The sequence below is a fragment of the Curtobacterium sp. ME12 genome (genome assembly GCF_903970855.1).
Taxonomy (GTDB): Bacteria; Actinomycetota; Actinomycetes; order Actinomycetales; family Microbacteriaceae; genus Curtobacterium; species Curtobacterium poinsettiae_A.
Genome location: NZ_CAJCKD010000041.1, coordinates 1 through 18889, shown reverse-complemented (window position 1 = coordinate 18889; position 18889 = coordinate 1). Strand labels below are relative to the sequence as shown.

General features: G+C 71.2%; 17 protein-coding genes. 11 read left to right on the top strand and 6 right to left on the bottom strand.

Annotated elements, in window-relative coordinates; all coding sequences use genetic code 11:
- Positions 1-51 precede the first annotated feature (51 nt).
- Positions 52-1578, bottom strand: coding sequence for an MFS transporter (locus tag H7A73_RS15780; RefSeq protein ID WP_182066826.1), 1527 nt, complete (start codon positions 1576-1578; stop codon positions 52-54).
- 191 nt (positions 1579-1769) lie between these two features.
- Between H7A73_RS15780 and H7A73_RS15775 the strand changes: the two genes are divergently transcribed.
- Positions 1770-2294 (top strand): DinB family protein, encoded by a 525-nt coding sequence (locus tag H7A73_RS15775; protein ID WP_182066825.1) that lies wholly within the window; start codon positions 1770-1772, stop codon positions 2292-2294.
- A 208-nt stretch (positions 2295-2502) separates the two neighbouring features.
- On the opposite strand, the gene H7A73_RS15770 is transcribed toward H7A73_RS15775, so the two are convergent.
- Positions 2503-3465: a sugar-binding transcriptional regulator gene (locus H7A73_RS15770; RefSeq protein ID WP_182066824.1), complete on the bottom strand. Its 963-nt coding sequence runs from the start codon at positions 3463-3465 to the stop codon at positions 2503-2505.
- Between the two features lie 115 nt (positions 3466-3580).
- On the opposite strand from H7A73_RS15770, the gene H7A73_RS15765 reads away from it, so the two are divergent.
- The 4 genes from H7A73_RS15765 to H7A73_RS15750 all read left to right on the top strand — a co-directional run bounded on the left by H7A73_RS15765 (position 3581) and on the right by H7A73_RS15750 (position 7084).
- Positions 3581-4063 (top strand): ribose-5-phosphate isomerase, encoded by a 483-nt coding sequence (locus H7A73_RS15765; protein WP_182066823.1) that lies wholly within the window; start codon positions 3581-3583, stop codon positions 4061-4063.
- 81 nt (positions 4064-4144) lie between these two features.
- Positions 4145-5221: a LolA family protein gene (locus tag H7A73_RS15760; protein WP_182066822.1), complete on the top strand. Its 1077-nt coding sequence runs from the start codon at positions 4145-4147 to the stop codon at positions 5219-5221.
- A 59-nt stretch (positions 5222-5280) separates the two neighbouring features.
- Positions 5281-6237 carry an ABC transporter ATP-binding protein gene (locus H7A73_RS15755; protein WP_182066836.1) on the top strand — a complete coding sequence of 319 codons (957 nt, stop codon included), beginning with the start codon at positions 5281-5283 and terminating at the stop codon, positions 6235-6237.
- Positions 6224-7084, top strand: coding sequence for an ABC transporter permease (locus H7A73_RS15750; RefSeq protein ID WP_182066821.1), 861 nt, complete (start codon positions 6224-6226; stop codon positions 7082-7084). The genes H7A73_RS15755 and H7A73_RS15750 overlap by 14 nt, the downstream gene beginning before the upstream one ends.
- Positions 7085-7136: 52 nt before the next feature.
- On the opposite strand, the gene H7A73_RS15745 is transcribed toward H7A73_RS15750, so the two are convergent.
- The 4 genes from H7A73_RS15745 to H7A73_RS15730 form a co-directional block, all read right to left on the bottom strand.
- Complete coding sequence (locus H7A73_RS15745; protein WP_182066820.1) at positions 7137-8198, bottom strand: NADP-dependent oxidoreductase; 1062 nt, start codon at positions 8196-8198, stop codon at positions 7137-7139.
- A 211-nt stretch (positions 8199-8409) separates the two neighbouring features.
- Positions 8410-9330: a metallophosphoesterase gene (locus H7A73_RS15740; protein WP_182066819.1), complete on the bottom strand. Its 921-nt coding sequence runs from the start codon at positions 9328-9330 to the stop codon at positions 8410-8412.
- 120 nt (positions 9331-9450) lie between these two features.
- The gene (locus H7A73_RS15735; RefSeq protein ID WP_182066818.1) at positions 9451-9792 is read right to left on the bottom strand and encodes an L-rhamnose mutarotase; all 342 of its coding nucleotides are present in this window, start codon (positions 9790-9792) and stop codon (positions 9451-9453) included.
- On the bottom strand, positions 9789-11144 hold the full coding sequence (locus tag H7A73_RS15730; protein WP_220456633.1) for an MFS transporter: 1356 nt from the start codon (positions 11142-11144) through the stop codon (positions 9789-9791). Before H7A73_RS15730 ends, H7A73_RS15735 begins: the two co-directional genes overlap by 4 nt.
- 426 nt (positions 11145-11570) lie before the next feature.
- On the opposite strand from H7A73_RS15730, the gene H7A73_RS15725 reads away from it, so the two are divergent.
- The 6 genes from H7A73_RS15725 to H7A73_RS15700 all read left to right on the top strand — a co-directional run.
- Positions 11571-12581: a LacI family DNA-binding transcriptional regulator gene (locus H7A73_RS15725; protein WP_182066817.1), complete on the top strand. Its 1011-nt coding sequence runs from the start codon at positions 11571-11573 to the stop codon at positions 12579-12581.
- A gap of 43 nt (positions 12582-12624) precedes the next feature.
- Positions 12625-13731: a LacI family DNA-binding transcriptional regulator gene (locus tag H7A73_RS15720; RefSeq protein WP_182066816.1), complete on the top strand. Its 1107-nt coding sequence runs from the start codon at positions 12625-12627 to the stop codon at positions 13729-13731.
- Positions 13732-14257: 526 nt separating this feature from the next.
- Positions 14258-15577: an ABC transporter substrate-binding protein gene (locus tag H7A73_RS15715; protein WP_182066815.1), complete on the top strand. Its 1320-nt coding sequence runs from the start codon at positions 14258-14260 to the stop codon at positions 15575-15577.
- Positions 15578-15582: 5 nt separating this feature from the next.
- A complete protein-coding gene (locus H7A73_RS15710) occupies positions 15583-16515 on the top strand; it encodes a carbohydrate ABC transporter permease (protein WP_259362935.1) in 933 nt (310 codons plus the stop codon).
- A 101-nt stretch (positions 16516-16616) separates the two neighbouring features.
- Complete coding sequence (locus H7A73_RS15705) at positions 16617-17423, top strand: carbohydrate ABC transporter permease (RefSeq protein WP_259362937.1); 807 nt, start codon at positions 16617-16619, stop codon at positions 17421-17423.
- 119 nt (positions 17424-17542) lie between these two features.
- A partial coding sequence (locus H7A73_RS15700) for a family 78 glycoside hydrolase catalytic domain (RefSeq protein ID WP_182066813.1) occupies positions 17543-18889 on the top strand: 1347 nt, incomplete at its 3' end.

Sequence of the window (18889 nt, the reverse complement as noted above, 5' to 3'; positions counted from 1 at the left end):
GGACCTGCACCGCGCCTCCCGTCCGTGGTCGCGTCTCGAGCGCCCCCAGCGTCAGCGCGTCGGCACGGCCTCGGCGGCGGCGTCGCTTGCGGCCCGGGCCGCGTCCTGCGCCGCGAACGGCAGGTCGCCGAGGTCCAGGTGCGGATTCGTGTCCTGCGTGAGCACGAGCTCCTTCGCCTCGTCCTCGGTCTCCACCGCCGGCATCGACCCGGGCAGCGGGCGCTGCGAGGACTCCTTCATGCAGAAGACACCGATCGCACCGACGACGCTCATCGCCATCAGGAAGTACGCCGGCGCGAGCTCGTCACCCGTCGCGGTGAGCAGCGCCTGCACGATCAGGGGCGTGGTCCCGCCGAACACCGCGATCGCGATGTTGTACGCGAAGCCCATGCCGCCGTACCGCGTCGAGGTCGGGAACAGCGCCGGCAGCGACGCAGCCTGGTTCGACACCCACAGTGCGGTCATCAGCGCGAGCAGCCCGAGGCCGGCGAGCGTCGACCACTGCGCCCCGTGCCCGATGAGCATGAACGCCGGCACGACGAGCACGACGGTGGTGGCGGCACCGATCCACATCACCACGCGGCGGCCGAGGCGGTCGGAGAGCTTGCCGGTCAACGGCAGCATCACCGCGAGCAGCAGGAGCACCGGGATCGTCAGCAGCGTGCCGTCGATGGCGGAGTACCCGAGCGAGTCGGTCAGGTACGTCGGCATGTACGAGGTCAGGGCGTAGCCCACGGTGTTCGACGCGGCGACGAGCATGATCGCGATGACGATCGGACGCCAGTGCTGACGCACCATCGCGACGACGTTGGCCGGACGCTCACCGTCGAACGACGCGCGGGACTCGGTCGCTGCCTCCTGCGCGGCCTGGGTCGCCTGGAACACCGGCGACTCCTCGATCCGCAGGCGGAACCAGATCGCCACGACGCCGATCACGCCGGCCGCCAGGAACGGGAACCGCCAGCCGTAGGCGACCATCGCGTCCTCGCCGAGGGTGATCTGCAGCACCGAGACGACGGTCGCGCCGAGCGCGAAGCCCAGGTAGCTGCCGAAGTCCAGGATGCTCGCGAAGAACCCGCGGCGCCGGTCCGGGGCGTACTCGGTGACGAAGGTCGTCGCACCGGCGTACTCACCACCGGTCGAGAAGCCCTGCGCGAGCTTCAGCACGACGAGCAGGATCGGGCCGAGCACGCCGATCGTCGCGTACGCGGGGAGCGCGCCGATCAGGAACGTCGACGCCGCCATCATGATCAGCGTCGTCGCGAGCACCTTCTGCCGGCCGATCCGGTCACCGAGGCGTCCGAACACGATGCCACCGAGCGGCCGCGCGATGTACGTCGCCGCGAAGACCCCGAGGCTGAACAGGATCTGCACCGCGGGTTCGGCCGTCGGCAGGAAGACCTTCCCCATCGTGACGGCCAGGTAGCCGTACACACCGACGTCGTACCACTCCATGGTGTTGCCGACGACCATGCCGCTGACGGCTCGTCGCATCATGCTCTTGTCGACCACGGTGACGTCGCTCTCGCGCAGCCGCCGGTGCGGTCGGGGGTGGGTACTGCTGGGGTCGGAACCCATGCATCGCTCCTCGAGAAGATCGGTGGGCCGTCGGGAACCGGCCCAGAACAGCGAGCGACGTTACCGAGCAACCGAAATGTCATTGGCCGGTGATTCTCAGGGAACGGCGTGTCACCCGAACGGGGGCCGCCGCCGATCGGCAGCAGTCCGGCGAACCCGGAAGCTGAGTGACGAGGCCGTAACCTCGGCCCATGGCGATCGAACCGGAGACGAAGAACTGGACGTGGGTCATCGAGTCCGCGTGTCCCGAGTGCGGCTACGACGGCAGCGCGGTGACCGTCCGCGATGTGCCGGGCATCATCGACGAGAACACCGCCGCGTGGCCGGAGGTCCTGCGGCGCGATGACGTCCGTGACCGTCCGGACGACCACACGTGGTCGCCACTCGAGTACGGCGCCCACGTGCGGGACGTGCACCGGAAGATGGCCGAGCGCCTCGAGCTCATGCTCACCGAGGACGCCCCGACGTTCCCGAACTGGGACCAGGACGCCACCGCCGTCGAGGCCCGCTACGGCGAGCAGGACCCCGCGGTCGTCGCCCGGGAGCTGCGGGAGTCGGCCGACCGCGCGGCCCGGGCCTTCGCGGCGGTGCCCGACGCAGTGCTCGAGCGCACCGGGCTCCGGTCCGACGGCAGCGCCTTCACCGTCGCGACGCTCGCCACCTACTACGCGCACGACCCGGTGCACCACCTGTGGGACGTGCGGCGCACGCTCTAGACTCGGGACCGCCGACCGGGAGGCGCGGTGCGGCCCCGCCCCGCGCCTCCAGGCCGCCACCCGGTCACCCCGACCCCGGGCGTACCGACCGAACCCGGGCGTACCTGCCAGAACCGGGCGTACCTGCCACGAAGAAACGACCAGGTATGCCCGAATCCGCCCTCCATCGCGCGCGTGATGGGAAGGATCGGGCGACGAGCCGGAGCGCTCAGGCGAGGGCGTCGAGCACGGCGCGCGCCGTCGCGGCGTCCGTCACCAGCTCGTTGACCAGTCCGCCCCGTACCGCGGCGACGATGCTCGTCACCTTGGCGCTGCCCACGGCGACCCCGACCGCGTGCGGCACGGTCGACAGGACCGCGCGCGAGGTCCGCACCATCCGGTCGCTGCCGGGGAACTCGATCGGCGAGCCGTCCGCGGCGTAGAAGTTCAGGCAGACGTCGCCGGCGGCACGGTCGAACGCGACGTCCTCGACCGGGATGCCCCGGGCCAGGGCGTCCCGTGTGTGGGTCGGCGCCCCGATGCCGAGGATCGCGCCCTTCGCCCGGCTCCAGAGCCCGACGACGTGCTGGAACGCCGGGTCCTCGTCGAGGGTGGACCGCATCACCGGAGACGGCAATGCCTGGGCGAACAGGAACGCCGGGATCGCGCCGGAGCGCTCCGCGGCCGTCCGGGTGATCTCGTTCGTCTGGAACCACGGCATCGGGTCGGCCTGCCCGCCCACGGTCGGGACGAGCTGCACCCCGGGCATGGTCGGCATGCCGGACCGCGCGACGTCGTACACGGTGCGGCCGGACGACATCAGGACGGCGTCGCCGGGGACGAGCCCCATGCCCTCGACCGCAGCGGCCAGGGGTGCCGCCAGGTCGGCGCCGAGCGTGGCCGCGTGGGTGACGGCGGCGAGGTGCACCGCGCGGAGCCCGAGCACGACCTGCAGCCGTTCGGCGAGCGCCACGGTCTCGTCCTGGAACGGGTCGACGACCTCGATGCGGACGAGTCCGGCCCTGCGGGCCTCGGCCACGAGCCGCGAGACGGTCGGGCGCGAGACCCCGAGGCGGGAGGCGATCTCGACCTGGGTGGCGTCCTCGAGGTAGTACATCCGCGCCGCCTGGTAGACGGTGTCCAGCGGGAACCGGGTGCGGGCTCCGTCCGGGGTGGGGGTCTCGGCCGACATGGTGCGATGCTACCGCCACACGCGACGCAGAAATTGTGTGCTGGACAGATGTCCACGGCCGTCGCAGACTGGTCCGGGAGCGCCCGGCACCCCGTGGCGCGGGAGGAGCACAGACATGACGTACCGTCTCGTGATCGGGTCCGACGACGCCGGGTTCGACTACAAGGAGATCATCAAGGCCGACCTGCTCGCCGACGACCGGGTGTCCGACGTGCGGGACGTCGGCGTCGACGCGGACGGCCACACCGCGTACCCGCACGTGGCGGTCGACGCCGCACGGCTGGTGGCGGAGGGCGAGGCCGACCGGGCGATCCTGATCTGCGGCACCGGGCTGGGCGTGGCGATCAGCGCCAACAAGGTGCCGGGCATCCGCGCCGTCACCGCGCACGACTCCTACAGCGTGGAGCGCTCGGTCCTGTCGAACGACGCCCAGGTCCTCTGCATGGGGCAGCGGGTCGTCGGCATCGAGCTCGCGCGTCGCCTGGCGAAGGAGTGGCTCGGCTACACCTTCGACACCTCCAGCGCGAGCGCCGAGAAGGTCGACGCGATCTGCGCGTACGACGGCAGCGCTCCCGCGGGCGTGGACGCCCAGGCGTAGGACCCACGCGCAACGCCCAGCTGCCTGTCGGGGGCCGGACGTACGGTACCGACGACTCAGATGCTCCACGAGGGGAACCCGATGAAGAAGTCAGCCTGGCTACCAGCCGTCATCGCTCCGGTCGTCGTGGCCGGCGCCGTTGCCGCCCCGGTGATCGCGAACGCCGCGAACGACCCGATCGCGGGGACGAACCCCAGCGCGGCGGCCGTCATCGCCAGCATCGCGAAGTCGTCGGACGCCCAGTACTCGGGCAAGCTCTCGCAGACGAGCGCGCTCGGTCTCCCCGAACTGCCCACCGGTTCCGGCGGCTCCTCGCTCGAGGGCGACGCCTCCGACGTGCTCGGGCTGCTCATCGCATCGCACACCGCCCGTGTCTACGTCGACGGCCCCGACAAGCAGCGCGTCCAGCTGACGCAGCAGCTCGCCGAGCAGGACGTCGTCCGCAACGGCTCGGACGTCTGGGCCTGGGACTCGAAGGAGCGCACGGCCACGCGCGTGACCCTGCCGACCGACACCGCGAAGGACCCGCGGGACGGCACGACCACCCCGGCCGACATCGCGGAGCAGGCCATCGACGCGATCACCCCGACCACCACCGTGTCGAAGCCGACCGAGGTCAGCGTCGCCGGACACGACGCGTGGCAGATCACCCTGACGCCGAAGTCGTCCGACACCCTCGTCGGAGCCGTCCGGCTGGCCGTCGACCAGCAGACCGGACTCCCGCTCCGCGCGAGCGTCGAGGCCGCGGGCGCGGACGACCCCGCGGTGCAGGTCGGTTTCACGAGCCTCGACTACGGCGCCCCGGCAGCCCGGCTCTTCGACTTCTCCCCGCCGTCGAACGCGAAGGTGACCGAGAAGGACCTGTCCGTGGCCGGATCCCACACGAAGGGTGAGCACGGCGACCACCGTGGCACCCCGAGCGGTGACGAGCCGACCTTCACCGGCACGGGCTGGAGCACCATCGCCGAGCTCCCCGCCGGCACGGTCGACCGGTCCGGGCTCGAGGGCGAGGCCTCCGGTCTGCTCGACCAGCTGACGAAGCCCGTCGACGGCGGCCGTGCCGTGCAGACGTCGCTCGTCTCGGTCTACCTGACCGACGACGGCCGCGTGCTCGCGGGCGCCGTGCCGGTCGCTTCCCTGGTCGACGCCGCGAAGTGAGCGCGGACGACCACGAGGTGCACGCAGCCGACCGCGAGCCGACCACAGCCGACCACCAGGTGAGCACGTCCGGGCAGGGACCCGACCTGGCGATCCGCACCACGGGCCTCCAGAAGGTGTTCCGCAAGCAGCGTGCGGTCGACGGGATCGACCTGGCGGTGCCGCGCGGCGCGGTGTTCGGGTTCCTCGGGCCGAACGGTTCCGGCAAGACCACCACGATCCGGATGCTGCTCGGGCTGTCGAGCGCGAGCGGCGGAACGATCGAGCTGCTCGGCGAACCAATGCCGAAGGCGCTGCACGACGTCCTGCCCCGCGTCGGCGCGCTCGTCGAGGGACCGGCCTTCTACCCGTACCTCTCCGGACGGGCCAACCTGCAGCGCTTCGACGCCGCCGACCCCACGTCGGACCCGCGCACCCGCAAGGCCCGCGTCGCCGGTGCCCTCGACCGCGTCGGGCTGACCCACGCGGCAGACAAGAAGGCGCACGCGTACTCCCTCGGCATGAAGCAGCGACTCGGTCTCGCGAACGCCCTGCTGTCACCGCGCGACCTGCTGGTGCTCGACGAGCCGACGAACGGCCTCGACCCGCAGGGCACGCGCGAGGTCCGCAGCCTCATCCGTTCCCTGGCCGACGACGGCACCACGGTGTTCGTGTCGAGCCACCTGCTGGCCGAGATCGAACAGGTCTGCACGCACGCAGCCGTCATGCGGACGGGCAAGATCGTCGCGCAGGGCCCCCTCGACGAGCTGCGCGCAGCCGGGGCCCGGACCGTGACCGTGCGGACGCCAGACATCGGACAGGCCGGTACCGTCCTCACCCGGCTCGGGCTCACCCCGCGGCACGACGGCGGAGCCGACGTGCTGGTGGCCGATCTGCCGAACGAGCTGCTGCCGGAGACGATCACCGCGGAACTCGTGCGCGCCGATGTCCGGGTCCGCGGCCTGACGGTGGGCGGCGGCACCCTCGAGGACCTGTTCGTCGCACTCACCGGAGAGGGATTCGATGTCGCAGCCTGACGCGGCCGTGCGCGCTCTGCCCGTCCGCCGCCGGCAGCGCCCGTTCGCACTGCTCGGTTCCGAACTCGCGCTGGTGTTCCGGCGTCGCCGCACCTGGGCGATGCTCGGGGCACTCGCGCTCGTGCCGATCCTGATCGCGGTCGCCGTGAAGCTCACGACCGACGGTGACGACGGCGGGCCGGCGTTCCTCGGCGACATCACCAACAACGGCCTGTTCGTGGCGTTCACCGCACTGACGGTGTCGATCCCACTGTTCCTGCCGCTGACCGTCGGCGTGGTCGCCGGGGACACCGTCGCGGGCGAGGCCAGCCACGGCACGATCCGTTACCTGCTCGTCGCACCGACGGGCCGCGTGCGGTTCATCCTGGTGAAGTTCGCCGGTGCGGTCGCGTTCTGCCTGGCCGCCACGCTGCTGGTGGTGCTGGTCGGTGCGGCGATCGGCGCCGTGCTGTTCCCGATCGGTCCCGTCACGCTGCTCTCCGGCACCCAGGTGGGCGGCTGGTCGTACGCCGGCCGCGCCCTGCTGCTCGCGCTGTACGTCGCGATGTCGATGCTCGGGCTCGTGGCGATCGGCATGTTCACGTCGACGCTGACGAACGTGCCGGTCGGGGCGATGGCCGCGACGGTCGTGCTCGCCGGGGCGTCGCAGGTGCTCGACCAGCTCCCCCAGCTCGACTGGCTGCACCCGTTCCTGTTCTCGCACCAGTGGCTCGGCTTCGGCGACCTGCTGCGCGACCCGATCTCGTTCGACTCGTTCGGGTCGAACGCGCTGCTGCAGCTCGGGTACGTGGTGGTGTTCGGGGCGCTGGCGTACAGCCGGTTCGCCTCGAAGGACATCCTGAGCTGACGCGGCAGGGGCCCGGCACGAAGGTGTCGGGCCCCTGCGACGCTCAGCTCGCTCAGCCCGCGGGCGAGGCCGATCCGCCGGCCATCGTCTCCGTGTCGGTCCCCCGCGCATCGGCGTACCGGTCGCGCAGGTCACGGGCCTTCTCGGAGCGGTACCAGTCGAGCCGCGCCCCGGTCTCCACCGTCTGCATGCCGATCACGACCTTGCCGCGGGACTTCATCTCGGCCAGGTCCTCGTACGCCTCGACGATGTACTCGAACGGGTAGAAGCCCGAGATCAGCACCTGCACGCGACGGTCCTGCACGGCCTTCGTCAGCAGGGTGAGCAACTCACGGGTCTCCTCGTCCTCGGCGGGTGCGCGGAGGAACCGGATCTCGATGTCGCGGCGGTCCTCCGACGACACGAACCGCTCCTGGGCGACGCCGAGACGTTCGGCCAGCAGCTCCGCGTTGCTCTCGCCGTGGTTGTCGATGAACGCGGTGATCGGTCGGCCGTCGGCGATGTCGCGGATGCGGTCCTCCTCGCCCTCGCCGTACGCGACGGGCAGCGTGCCGATCTGTCGCAGGTAGTCGTGGTTGCGGGGGCTGCCGAGGGCGATCACGGTCGCGCCGGCGTCGTGCGCGAGCTGGCACTCGATGTGTCCGACGCCACCGGCTGCGGCCGAGATCACGACGGTGTCCTGCGGTCCGAGCCGGAGCGACCGGACGACCGACACCGCGGTGCAGCCGGCCAGGTACAGGCCGCCGGCGACCTCCCACCCGACGTGCTCCGGCTTCTTGATGACGGCGCCGCGCGGCACCGCGATCCAGGTGGCGTGGGCGCCGCCGGTCGGCGCGTGCCCCATCACCTCGTCGCCGATGCGGAGGTCCTTGACGCCGTCGCCCCGCGCGCGCACGATGCCGGCGAAGTCGACGCCCTGGTGTGCGGGGAACTCGAGGTCGACGTGGTCGCGGAGCTTCCCCTCGCGCAGGAACCGCTCGATGTGGTTCAGGCCCGCGGCCACGATCTCGACGACGATCTCGCCCGGTCCGGCCTCGGGCTTCTGCTGGGGGACGAGCTCGACGACGTCGAAGTCGCCGTACCGGTCGTACTGCACTGCACTGCCGACTCGCATGGGTGCTCCTTCGCTCCAGGTGTGCGTCCGTGCTACTCGGTGTTCCCGCACGCAACCCGAAGACGTGGGGTACCGCGGCTGTGGACGTGACCAGACGACGGACTGGAGGCCCGCAGCGGCGCCGGCACGGGCCTCCAGGCCGCCGTCACGCGCGTCCACCGCGCGTGGGGACCGTGCGCGGAGCCCGCGCGTCGAGCCCACGCAAGCGTGCTCAGTGCTTGCCGGCGGCCGCGATGACGGCGCGGACCGTCTCGGGGTCGAGGCGGAACGCCCGCGGGTCGGCGTCGCCCCGTGGCACGCGGACCGGTGTCGACCAGACGGAGCCGTCCGCGGAGACGTCGACGACGAGTGCGCCGCTGTCGACGACGGCCGATTCCTCGTCGTACGGGCCGACGACGTCGGTGTCGTTCGCGACACCGGGGGCGACGAGGACCGGGACGCCGGCGAGCGACCCGGCGAAGTGGTGGTGGTAGTGGCCGGCGAGGACGACCCGCACGTCGGAACCACGGATGACATCGGCGAGCGCCTCGGGGTTCTGCAGGCGGAGGGCCTCGTGCAGCTCGGTCGGGGCGGGCAGCGGCGGGTGGTGCAGGACGACGACGGTGCCGTGCGGGGCGTCGGCTGCGCCTTCGGCGAGGGCCGTGCGCAGGTGCTCGAGCGCGGTGTCGCTGAGCTCGCCGTACCCGGCTCCCGGGACGCTCGTGTCGACAGTCACGATCCGGCGACCCGCGACGACCGACTGCCCGGAGACGGGGACCGTCGGGGGCAGGTACTCCATCGTGTGCACCAGCGCCGTGGCGCCCTGGCCCAGGACGTGCCCGTTCGCCAGGACCTGTCGGAAGCCCTCGCGCAGGTCGTGGTTGCCGGGGACCGCGACGAAGGCCGCACCGTGCCGCTCCGCCCAGCCGCCGACGCGGTCCCGCACGGTCGCGTAGGACTCGGGGCTGCCGTCCTCGGAGACGTCGCCCGAGACCACCACCAGCCCGATGCCGGGCACCTCGTCGACGTGGGCGAGCAGCTGTTCGAGCGCGGCCGTGGTGTCGACCGCGCCCTGATGCAGGGCTCCGTCGCCGGTCAGGTGGGTGTCGGAGAGGTGGAGGATGCGGAGGGTCCCGGCTGCTGGCGGCTGCATGCGTCCACGGTAGCCACGGCCCCCCCGTCAGTCCGGTGCGGCGGGCGCTCGGTGAGCAGGAATGGTCGGGTCGCGCCGCCGGACCCGATCATTCCTGCTCACGAAGTCCGTGTCCGACCCTCAGTCCGGCGCGGCCGCCAACTGGTCCTCGAGGTTGAAGACCTCGGGCAGCACCCGCGCCGTCTGGTCGGCGCGCCCGGTGGCCCCGGCGAAGAGGTCCTGCATGTGCGCCTCCCACGCCGCGGCCACCTCGGACGTGGCGAGTGCCGCGTCCGCACCGGCCACCGAATCGGTCTCGTAGTACCCGATGAGCAGCCCGTCGTCGTCGAGGAACAGCGAGTAGTTCCGCCGCCCCGCCGCCGCGATCGCCCGGAGCATCGCCGGCCACACGGCGGCGTGCCGCTCGCGGTAGGCGTCGAGCAGCTCGACCTGCACCTGCAGCCGGAAGCAGACGCGGCTCACCGGCCGGCCTGTTCGCGGCGACGCTGCTCGGCGTCGTGGACGGTGCGCTCGTCGGCGGTGCGGACCGTCCCGGTGACCGTGGTGACGGTGCCGTAGCGCTCGGCCTCGATCGCCTCGAGGGTCTTGCCCTGGGTGCGCGGTGCCCAGATCGTGCCGACCAGGAACGACAGCGCGAGGAGCCCGAGGATCAGGCCGCCGAGGGCCCGCAGACCGATGTCCGACAGCAGCAGCGGGAACCAGATGCTCAGCAGGCCGACCATGACGCGGGCGGCCAGGAACAGCACGCCCTGGGCGCTGGCGCGGTACCGGGTGGCGAAGAGCTCGCTGGTCCACAGGCCGTAGAACGCCTGCGCGCCGATGCCCGACGAGATGCCCCACGCCACGGCGAAGAACAGCAGGGTGCCGAGGTTGGCGGGCGCGTAGATGAGGACGGCCCACGCGATGATCGCCAGCACGGCCCCGACGGCGTAGAGCGCGCGGCGGCTGACCCGGTCGGCGTACCGCATGAAGCCGAAGTACGTCGCGGCCACGGTGCAGCCCCAGACCAGGATCTGCAGTCCGTACTGCTCGGTGACGCTCGTGACCCCGGTCGCCGCGTACACCCGGGGCTGGAAGATGCCGGCCTGCCCGGCGACGGTGTTCCAGAGCGCGTAGACGCCGAACAGGAACAACATCGCGGTCAGGTTCTTCCGGCGGCTGAACAGCTGCGTGATCCCGTGGAAGAAGTTCGCCGTGCCGGTGGCCGCGCGCTCGTCCTTCCAGATCGCCGACTCGGGCAGCCCGCGACGGAGCCACCACACGATCGCGGCGACGACGAACAGGTGGGCGAAGATGAGGCGGCTGCCGAGCAGGCCGAGGGGTGCCGCGGCGATCGCCAGGGCGAACCCGACCATCGGCCCGATCGACCACGCGAGCTGTGCCGTGCCGACGTGGGCCGCGCGCTTGTCCGCGGGGGCCTGCTCGGCGATGTAGGTCCAGCTCGCCGGCACGCCCGCCCCGACGGCGATGCCGGTCAGGATGAAGCCGACCAGGAGCATGCCGTAGCTGCCGGCGAACACCGCGAGCAGGATGCCGAGCATGTACAGGAGCAGGTCGTACGTGTAGATGAACTTCCGGCCGAACCGGTCGCACAGCGGTCCGCCGACGATCGCGCCGACGGCGGCACCGAAGGCGTTCGCGGACAGGCTCGCCAGCAGGCCGACCTCGAGGTCACCGATCCGGAACTCCGCCTGCCACAGGCTCAGGCTCGTGGCGATCGCGATGATCGACCCCGACTCGATGTAGTTCGACATGGCCACCGAGACGGTGGCCTTCCAGCCCGTGGTGTTCCGGGCTCCGATGCGGACCGCCATTGGTCCTCCGTTCGCGTGTTCGTCGGTGAATCGTTTCAACGGGACGACGAGGACGATAGCGCTCCGGTGTGCGTGCTGGCAAGAGCGGGTTCGCCAGGCTGCTCCTCGCACGGTGCGAGCGGGCGCTCGCCCCACGCGAGGTTGTGCCCGCACCGTGCGAGGGGCCGTTCGCCCCGTGCGAGGTTGCGCGCTCCGTGCGAGCCTTTCCACCCCGCACCGAGTGCGGAACCTCGCACCAGCCGCGCGCCTCGCACCGTGTGCGCGCCTCGCACCAGCCGCGCGCCTCGCACCGTGCGCGGGCAGTGGAAGCGACCACCCCACGGACGGGAGGCCCGGTACCGGCCCGCCCCGCGCCTCCCGTCCGCGTTTTCCACAGATCACGGCGCGGGCCGACCGCGTGGACCGTGCCGATGCCAGGATGGCCACATGGCGGTCAGTGTGCGAGAGGTGGCAGCGCTTGCGGGCGTGTCCCTCGGCACGGTGTCGAACGTGCTGAACCGCCCCGACAAGGTCGCTCCCGGCACGGTGGAACGCGTGCAGTCGGCGATCGCGACGCTCGGGTTCGTCCGCAACGACTCCGCACGGCAGCTCCGGGCCGGACGCAGCTCCACCGTCGGGCTCATCGTGCTCGACGGCGGCAACCCGTTCTTCACCGACGTCGCCCGGGGCGCCGAGGACGCCGCGATGGACAACGGCCTCGCGGTGTTGATCGGCAACTCCGACGAGTCGACCGACCGCGAACGCACCTACGTCGACCTGTTCGAGGAACGCCGTGTCGCCGGACTCCTGATCTCCCCCGCCGGCGACGACCTGTCCCGCCTCGCGCGGCTGCGTGACCAGGGCACCGCCGTGGTGCTGGTGGACCGCCGCGCCGACGACGAGCACTTCGCCTCGGTCTCGGTCGACGACATCGCCGGTGGGCGCATCGCGGTCGAGCACCTCGCGGCGATCGGCCGCACCCACATCGCCTTCGTCGGCGGGCCGTTCGGCATCCGCCAGGTCGCCGACCGGCACGCCGGGGCACTCGCCGCCGCCCAGGCCGCGGGCATCCGGCTCGAAGCCCTGCCGACCACCTCGCTGTCTGTGCTCGAAGGGCGCCGCATCGGCGAAGCGATCCAGGCACGGCCGGCCGCCGAACGCCCGGATGCGGTCTTCGCCGCCAACGACCTGCTCGCCGTCGGGCTCGAACAGGCCTTCATCATGCGCGGCACCATCGCGGTGCCCGAGCAGATCGCCATCGTCGGCTACGACGACATCGCGTTCGCCGAGTCCGCCGTGGTCCCACTGACGTCGGTGCGGCAGCCCGCGCAGGACCTCGGTCGTCGCGCGATCGAACTCCTGACGAAGCAGGTCGAGCAGGGGCAGGACATCGACCTCGAGCACGTGGAGTTCACACCGGAGCTCGTGGTGCGGCAGTCCACCGTCGCCGACGCCTAGGGCGCGGTCCGGACACGGCTCCCCCGCCGCCTACGATCGGAGCATGGTGCATGTCCCCCGGCGCGACGGTCCGCCGAGCGTGCACCACGTCGCTGCCCGGGCCGGGGTCTCGCTCGCGACCGTCTCGAACGTCCTGAACCACCCCGAGCGGGTCGCCGACGCGACCGCCGCACGCGTGCGGGACGCGATCGACGCGCTCGGGTACACGCCGAACCGCAACGCCCGGGCGCTGGTGTCCGGCAGCACGCGCGCGATCGGTCTGGTGGTGATGTCGCTGCGGAACTCCCTCTTCAGCGACATGGTCAACGGCGCACAGCTGGCTGCGCGGCAACGCGGCTTCACCCTGCTGATCGCCAGCAGCGAGGACGACCTGCAGGCGCAGGGCGAACACCTCGCCTACCTCGAGAGCGCCCGCGTGTCGGGGATCCTGCTCGCCTCGATGACGGAGTCGCGCGACCAGGTCGAGGTCGCACGACGCCACGGCCGGCCCGTCGTGTACGTCAACCACGAACCGAGCGAACTCGACGCGTGCGCGGTGGTCGTGGACAACGAGCAGGCCGGGTTCCTGGCGACCGAGCACCTGATCGACCGCGGATGCCGACGCATCGGGTTCGTGAGCGCCCGTCCGGACCTGCAGCCCGTCGACCGCCGACGGGTCGGCGTGCTGCGGGCCGTCGCGGCGCATCCCGGGGTCGAGCTCGTCGACGTCGACGCCGGGGACATCGACCCGCCGGGTGGCACCGACGCCGGGCTCCGCATCGCCCGGATGCCCGAGGACGAACGCCCCGACGGGGTACTGGGTGTGACCGACCTGCTCGCGATGGCCGTCGTCTCCGAGCTCCGAGCCGCCGGGATCCGCGTCCCCGAGGACATCCCCGTGTCGGGCTGCGACCACAACTCCGTGGCGTGGGGCGGTGCGGTGCCGTTGACCTCGGTGACGATGCACGGCTCGGAGATGGGTGCGGCTGCAGTGGAACTGCTGCTCGAGGAACTCACCGACCCGATGCACGTGCACCGGACCGTCGTGCTCGGCAGCGAGCTGGTGCCGCGCGAGAGCACGCTCGGTCGCGAGGGCGCGGCCGCAGCAGCCGCCGCGGCCGCCGCCGCGGGCACGATCACGTCGAGCGACCCGAGGCGCACCGAGGCCTGACCGGCGGACCAACCCGCGAAAGCGACACATCCGCAGGTGGCCACGCCGTCCGGTCCGCCAGAGCGACAGATCGGCGCGAACGTTCGGCGGCGCACTGTCGCTTTCGCGGGCGAGGGGCAGCGGGCCACGGGCCGGCGCGCACGAGGCGATGCGGGACCGCGAACGCGACCGGGCACCGGACGGGAGGCGCGGGGCGAAGCCGGCACGGGCCTCCCGGCCGGCGGGCGGCGCGACCACCGCACGGTGCAGCACCGCGCGTCGACTCGGTGCGAGGTTCCGCACTCCGTGCGAGCCCGCGCGCCCGTCACGGAGTGTGGAACCTCGCACCAGACGAATGGACCCACCCGCACCTCGCTCCGCGGGTTCGCGTAACGAAATCGGCACAGCGATTGACACGCTTCAATCCTCGTGGTTCCATCCTGGTTGAAACGTTCTAAAACGCAGTGACCGGACCCCGCGACGGCGCGGGATCCGGGTCCGTTTCACCCGGGGTACCCCAGCCCCGGGCCTTACGAGGAGGTAAGGAATGTCAGTTCGTTCCATGACCAAGCGCGCGATCGCCATCGGCGGCGCAACGGTCCTGATCGGTGGGCTCGCAGCGTGCTCGTCCGGCGGCTCCGCCGACGAAGGCGGCGGCAAGGTCGAGATCACCTACCAGGCCGACAACGCCCCGGCCACCGCCGCCACCGCGAAGCCGCTCATCGAGGCCTTCGAGAAGGCCAACCCCGACATCACCGTCAAGTTCGACACCCGGCCCCAGGGCACCGACGGCGACAACCTGATCAAGACCCGGCTGTCGACCGGCGAGGCCGCCGACGTCTTCAACTACAACTCCGGCTCGCTCATGCAGGCCCTCAACCCGGACAACACCCTGGTGGACCTGTCCGACGAGGAGTGGGCGGGTGACGTCGACCCGCAGTTCACCAAGGTCGTCAGCACCGACAAGGGCATGTACGGCGCCCCGTTCGGCACGAGCTTCGGCGGCGCGGTGCTCTACAACACGAAGGTCTACGACGACCTCGGCCTCGAGGTCCCGACCACGTGGGACGAGTTCATCAGCAACAGCGAGAAGATCAAGGACGCCGGCGACATCGCGCCGATCATCCAGACCTACGGCGACACCTGGACCAGCCAGCTGTTCGTCCTCGGCGACTTCGCGAACATCACCGCGCAGGACGACAAGTGGGCGGACGACTACACCGCCAACAAGGAGTCCTACGCCGACGAACCCGCACTCGCCGGGTTCGAGCACCTCGCCGAGGGCAAGGACAAGGACCTCTACAACGAGGACTACGCCTCGGCCACGCAGGCGAACGGCCTGAAGATGCTGGCCGACGGCACCGGCGCGCAGTACCCGATGCTCACGAACGCGATCTCGGCGATCCAGCAGGACTCCCCCGACGCCGTCGACGACATCGGCGCGTTCGCCCTGCCCGCCGAGGACGCCGCGGACACGAACCTGACGATCTGGGAGCCGAACGGCCTGTACATCCCGAAGACGACCACGGGCGACAAGCTGGCGGCGGCGAAGAAGTTCGTCGCGTTCGCGAACTCCACCGACGGCTGCCAGGTGCAGAACGACACCGGCACCCCCGCCGGACCGTACGTCATCTCGACCTGCTCGCTGCCGGACGACGTGCCCCCGATGATCGACGACCTGCAGCAGTACCTGGACGACGGCAAGGCGAGCCCCGCGCTCGAGTTCCTGTCCCCGATCAAGGGCCCGAACCTCGAGAAGATCTGCGTGCAGGTCGGTTCGGGCATCACCACCGCGAGCAAGGGCGCCGACCAGTACGACGACGACGTCGTCCAGCAGGCACAGCAGCTCGGCATCAAGGGCTGGTGATCGGCGTGACCGCGACCCTCACGACGGCGGTGGCCCCGCCGCAGACACGCAAGGCCGGCCGCCCCGGACCAGCGCGCAAGCGGATGCGTTCGTTCTACCCCGCGTGGTTCTTCATCCCCGCGATCGCGCTGTACGTCGTGTTCTTCGCGGTCCCGACCTTCGCCGGGTTCTACTTCTCGCTCACCCGCTGGACGTTGTTCGACCAGACCTTCATCGGCTTCGACAACTTCGTCCGGTTCTTCCAGGACCCGCAGCTCGTCTCCGGGTTCGTGCACACCTTCCAGTACGGCTTCGTGACGAGCGCGGCGAAGGTGGTCCTCGGATTGGCCCTCGCCCTGCTCCTCACGTCGCCCGTGCTGGGGCGCGGCTACCTGCGGGCGGTCGTGTTCTTCCCGGTGCTCGTGTCGACCATCGGCATCGGCATCACGTTCAAGGCGCTGATGGACCCGTTCCACGGGATCATCAACGGCGTGCTGGGTTCGGTCGGCCTGCCCACCCCCGGGTGGCTGACCGACCCGGCGCTCGCCCTGTGGAGCGTCGCCGCGGTGGACGTCTGGAAGGGCGTCGGCATCGCGACGCTCATCTTCATCGCCGGCATCGTGGCGATCCCGCAGGAGTACTTCGAGGCGGCACGGGTGGACGGCGCGAGCGCGTGGTCGATCTTCCGGAACATCACGTTGCCGCTCTCTCGCCCCGCGATGGGCACGGTCATCATCCTGTCGCTCATCGGTGGTCTGCGGTCGTTCGACCTGATCTGGGCGATGACCGGGGGCGGGCCGGGGTTCACGAGCGACGTGATCGCGAGCGTGATCTACAAGCAGTACCAGGCCGGGTTCTACGGCCTGTCCACCGCCGGCAACGTGGTCCTGTTCGTCGTCGTCACCGCGATCATGGTGCCGATCTCGTGGCTCCTCAACCGCAAGGATGCAGAGCTGTGACCGCCGTCACCACCCCCGGAACCGGCCACGCGCCGGCTTCCGGCAGCCGCCGACCGACACCGGCGAGCCGGTCCCGCCACCCGGGGCGTGCCCGCCGGTGGATCATCGGCTCGATCGCCATCGTCGTCAGCTTCGTCGTGTTCCTGGTGCCGTTCATCTTCGTGCTGCTCCAGGCGGCGAAGAACCCGGCCGAGGCGAACCAGCTCGGCTTCAGCCTGCCGACCGACTGGCAGCTGTGGCAGAACCTGCAGGCGGTGTTCCAGAGCGGTGACGGCGGGATCCTCCGCGCGTTCTGGAACAGCGCCCTGCTCACCGTCGGCAGCGTCACCGTCATGGTCGTGTTCTCGGCGATGGTCGGGTACGTCCTGCAGCGGCGCCCGAGCCGGTGGAACGGCCTGATCAACTTCTTCGTGCTGGCGGGGCTCATCGTGCCGCCGGCTATCGTGCCGACCATCTGGGTGCTGCAGGGGCTCAACCTGTTCAAGACCATGGGCGGGATGATCCTGATCGAGGCGACGTTCGGCCTGTCGTTCTGCATCCTGCTGTTCCGGGCGTTCGTCGCGACGATCCCGAAGGAACTCGACGAGGCCGCCGTGCTCGACGGCGCCGGCCCGGTCCGCCTGTTCTTCGGGGTGGTGCTGCCGCTGCTCAAGCCGGTGATCATCACGGTCGTGCTCGTGCAGTCGGTGACGGTGTTCAACGACTTCACCAACCCGCTGTACTTCCTGCCGGGGTCCGAGAACGCGACGGTGCAGCAGACGCTCTACGCGTTCCAGAGCCAGTCGGTCAGCCAGCTGAACCTGCTGTTCACCGACGTGCTGCTCATCACGATCCCGCCGCTGATCCTCTACGTCTTCTTCAACCGTCAGATCGTCGCCGGCATGACCAGCGGCGCCGTCAAGGGCTGACCGCCCACCCCGGCCTGGAGGCGCGACCCGCCTCCGCCACACCGCCCACCCGGGCGGACGGCCGGGCCCACGACCTGTGCACCGGTCAACGACGACCGGTCGCGTGAAAGGACCACCACATGACCACCTGGACCGCACCGTTCATCGCGGCCGACACCGACCTCGGCAGCGCCCCGATCCTGCGTCGGGAGTTCACCCTCGACGACGACCACGGCGCCGTCACCGCCGCCACCCTCGACGTCAGCGCCCTCGGCGTCGTCGAGGCCTGGCTCGGCGGGCAGCGCGTCTCCGACCACCTGCTCGAACCGGGGTGGACGAGCTACGAGTGGCGCATCCGCGTCGTCTCGCACGACGTCACCGCGCACCTCGCCGACACCGCGGCCGGCGGCGCAGCCGTGCTCGCGCTCGTCGTCGGCAACGGCTGGGCCGCCGGACGCCTAGCCTGGGGCGGTGGCGGCGGCTGGTACACGGACGAGCGCGCCGGGTTCGCCGAACTCCGGATCACGTTCGCTGACGGCCACGAGCAGCACATCGCGACCGACACCGACTGGCAGGCCCTGTCGAGTGCCGTCACCGCCGACCAGCTCTACGACGGGCAGGACATCGACGCCCGACTCCGCGACGGCTCGTTCCTGACGCCCGGCGAGGTCACCGTGCCCAGCGTCGACGGCCACCAGGGGCGGACGAGCACGGTGCACACGGTCGACATCGGCGAGCGCGAACTCGTCGCCGACACGGTGCCGCCGGTGCGCCCGCTCGCCGAGATCGCCCCGGTGGCGATCTGGACGAGCCCGTCGGGAGCGACCCTGCTCGACTTCGGCGTGAACCTGGTCGGGTGGCTCCGGGTCACCGCGACCGGCCCGGCCGGCACCGTGCTCACCCTGCAGCACGCCGAGGTGCTCGAACGCGACGAGCTCGGCACCCGCCCCCTACGCACCGCGAAGGCGACGGACCGCTTCACCCTGCGCGGTGACGACGAGCCCGAGACGTTCGAGCCCCGGTTCACGTTCCACGGGTTCCGGTACGCGCAGGTCGACGGCTGGCCGGGCACGCACGACGAGCTCCGCGCCGCGGTCACCGCCGTGCAGGTCGGGTCGGACCTCACCCGCACCGGCACGTTCGTGTCGAGCCACGAGCTGCTGAACACCTTCCACGACAACGTGGTCCGGGGCATGCAGGGCAACTTCCTCAGCGTGCCGACGGACTGCCCGCAGCGCGACGAGCGGCTCGGGTGGACCGGCGACATCGCCGCGTTCGCGCCGACGGCCTCGTACCTGTTCGACACCCGGACGTTCCTGGCGGACTGGCTGCGGGACGTGTGGCTCGAGCAGCAGCACGCCGACGGGGTGATCCCGTTCGTCGTGCCGGACGTGCTGAAGTACTCCCCCGCCGAGGACTTCGGCACGCCGGACGCGACCGCCGTCTGGTCGGACGCCGGCGTCTGGGTGCCGTGGACCCTGTACCAG

Excerpts from the sequence above, each read along its gene's own strand:
- H7A73_RS15780 (WP_182066826.1), bottom strand. The coding sequence starts at position 1,578 with ATGGGTTCCGACCCCAGCAGTACCCACCCCCGACCGCACCGGCGGCTG.
- H7A73_RS15775 (WP_182066825.1), top strand. The coding sequence starts at position 1,770 with ATGGCGATCGAACCGGAGACGAAGAACTGGACGTGGGTCATCGAGTCC.
- H7A73_RS15770 (WP_182066824.1), bottom strand. The coding sequence starts at position 3,465 with ATGTCGGCCGAGACCCCCACCCCGGACGGAGCCCGCACCCGGTTCCCG.
- H7A73_RS15765 (WP_182066823.1), top strand. The coding sequence starts at position 3,581 with ATGACGTACCGTCTCGTGATCGGGTCCGACGACGCCGGGTTCGACTAC.
- H7A73_RS15760 (WP_182066822.1), top strand. The coding sequence starts at position 4,145 with ATGAAGAAGTCAGCCTGGCTACCAGCCGTCATCGCTCCGGTCGTCGTG.
- H7A73_RS15750 (WP_182066821.1), top strand. The coding sequence starts at position 6,224 with ATGTCGCAGCCTGACGCGGCCGTGCGCGCTCTGCCCGTCCGCCGCCGG.
- H7A73_RS15745 (WP_182066820.1), bottom strand. The coding sequence starts at position 8,198 with ATGCGAGTCGGCAGTGCAGTGCAGTACGACCGGTACGGCGACTTCGAC.
- H7A73_RS15740 (WP_182066819.1), bottom strand. The coding sequence starts at position 9,330 with ATGCAGCCGCCAGCAGCCGGGACCCTCCGCATCCTCCACCTCTCCGAC.
- H7A73_RS15730 (WP_220456633.1), bottom strand. The coding sequence starts at position 11,144 with ATGGCGGTCCGCATCGGAGCCCGGAACACCACGGGCTGGAAGGCCACC.
- H7A73_RS15725 (WP_182066817.1), top strand. The coding sequence starts at position 11,571 with ATGGCGGTCAGTGTGCGAGAGGTGGCAGCGCTTGCGGGCGTGTCCCTC.
- H7A73_RS15720 (WP_182066816.1), top strand. The coding sequence starts at position 12,625 with ATGGTGCATGTCCCCCGGCGCGACGGTCCGCCGAGCGTGCACCACGTC.
- H7A73_RS15715 (WP_182066815.1), top strand. The coding sequence starts at position 14,258 with ATGTCAGTTCGTTCCATGACCAAGCGCGCGATCGCCATCGGCGGCGCA.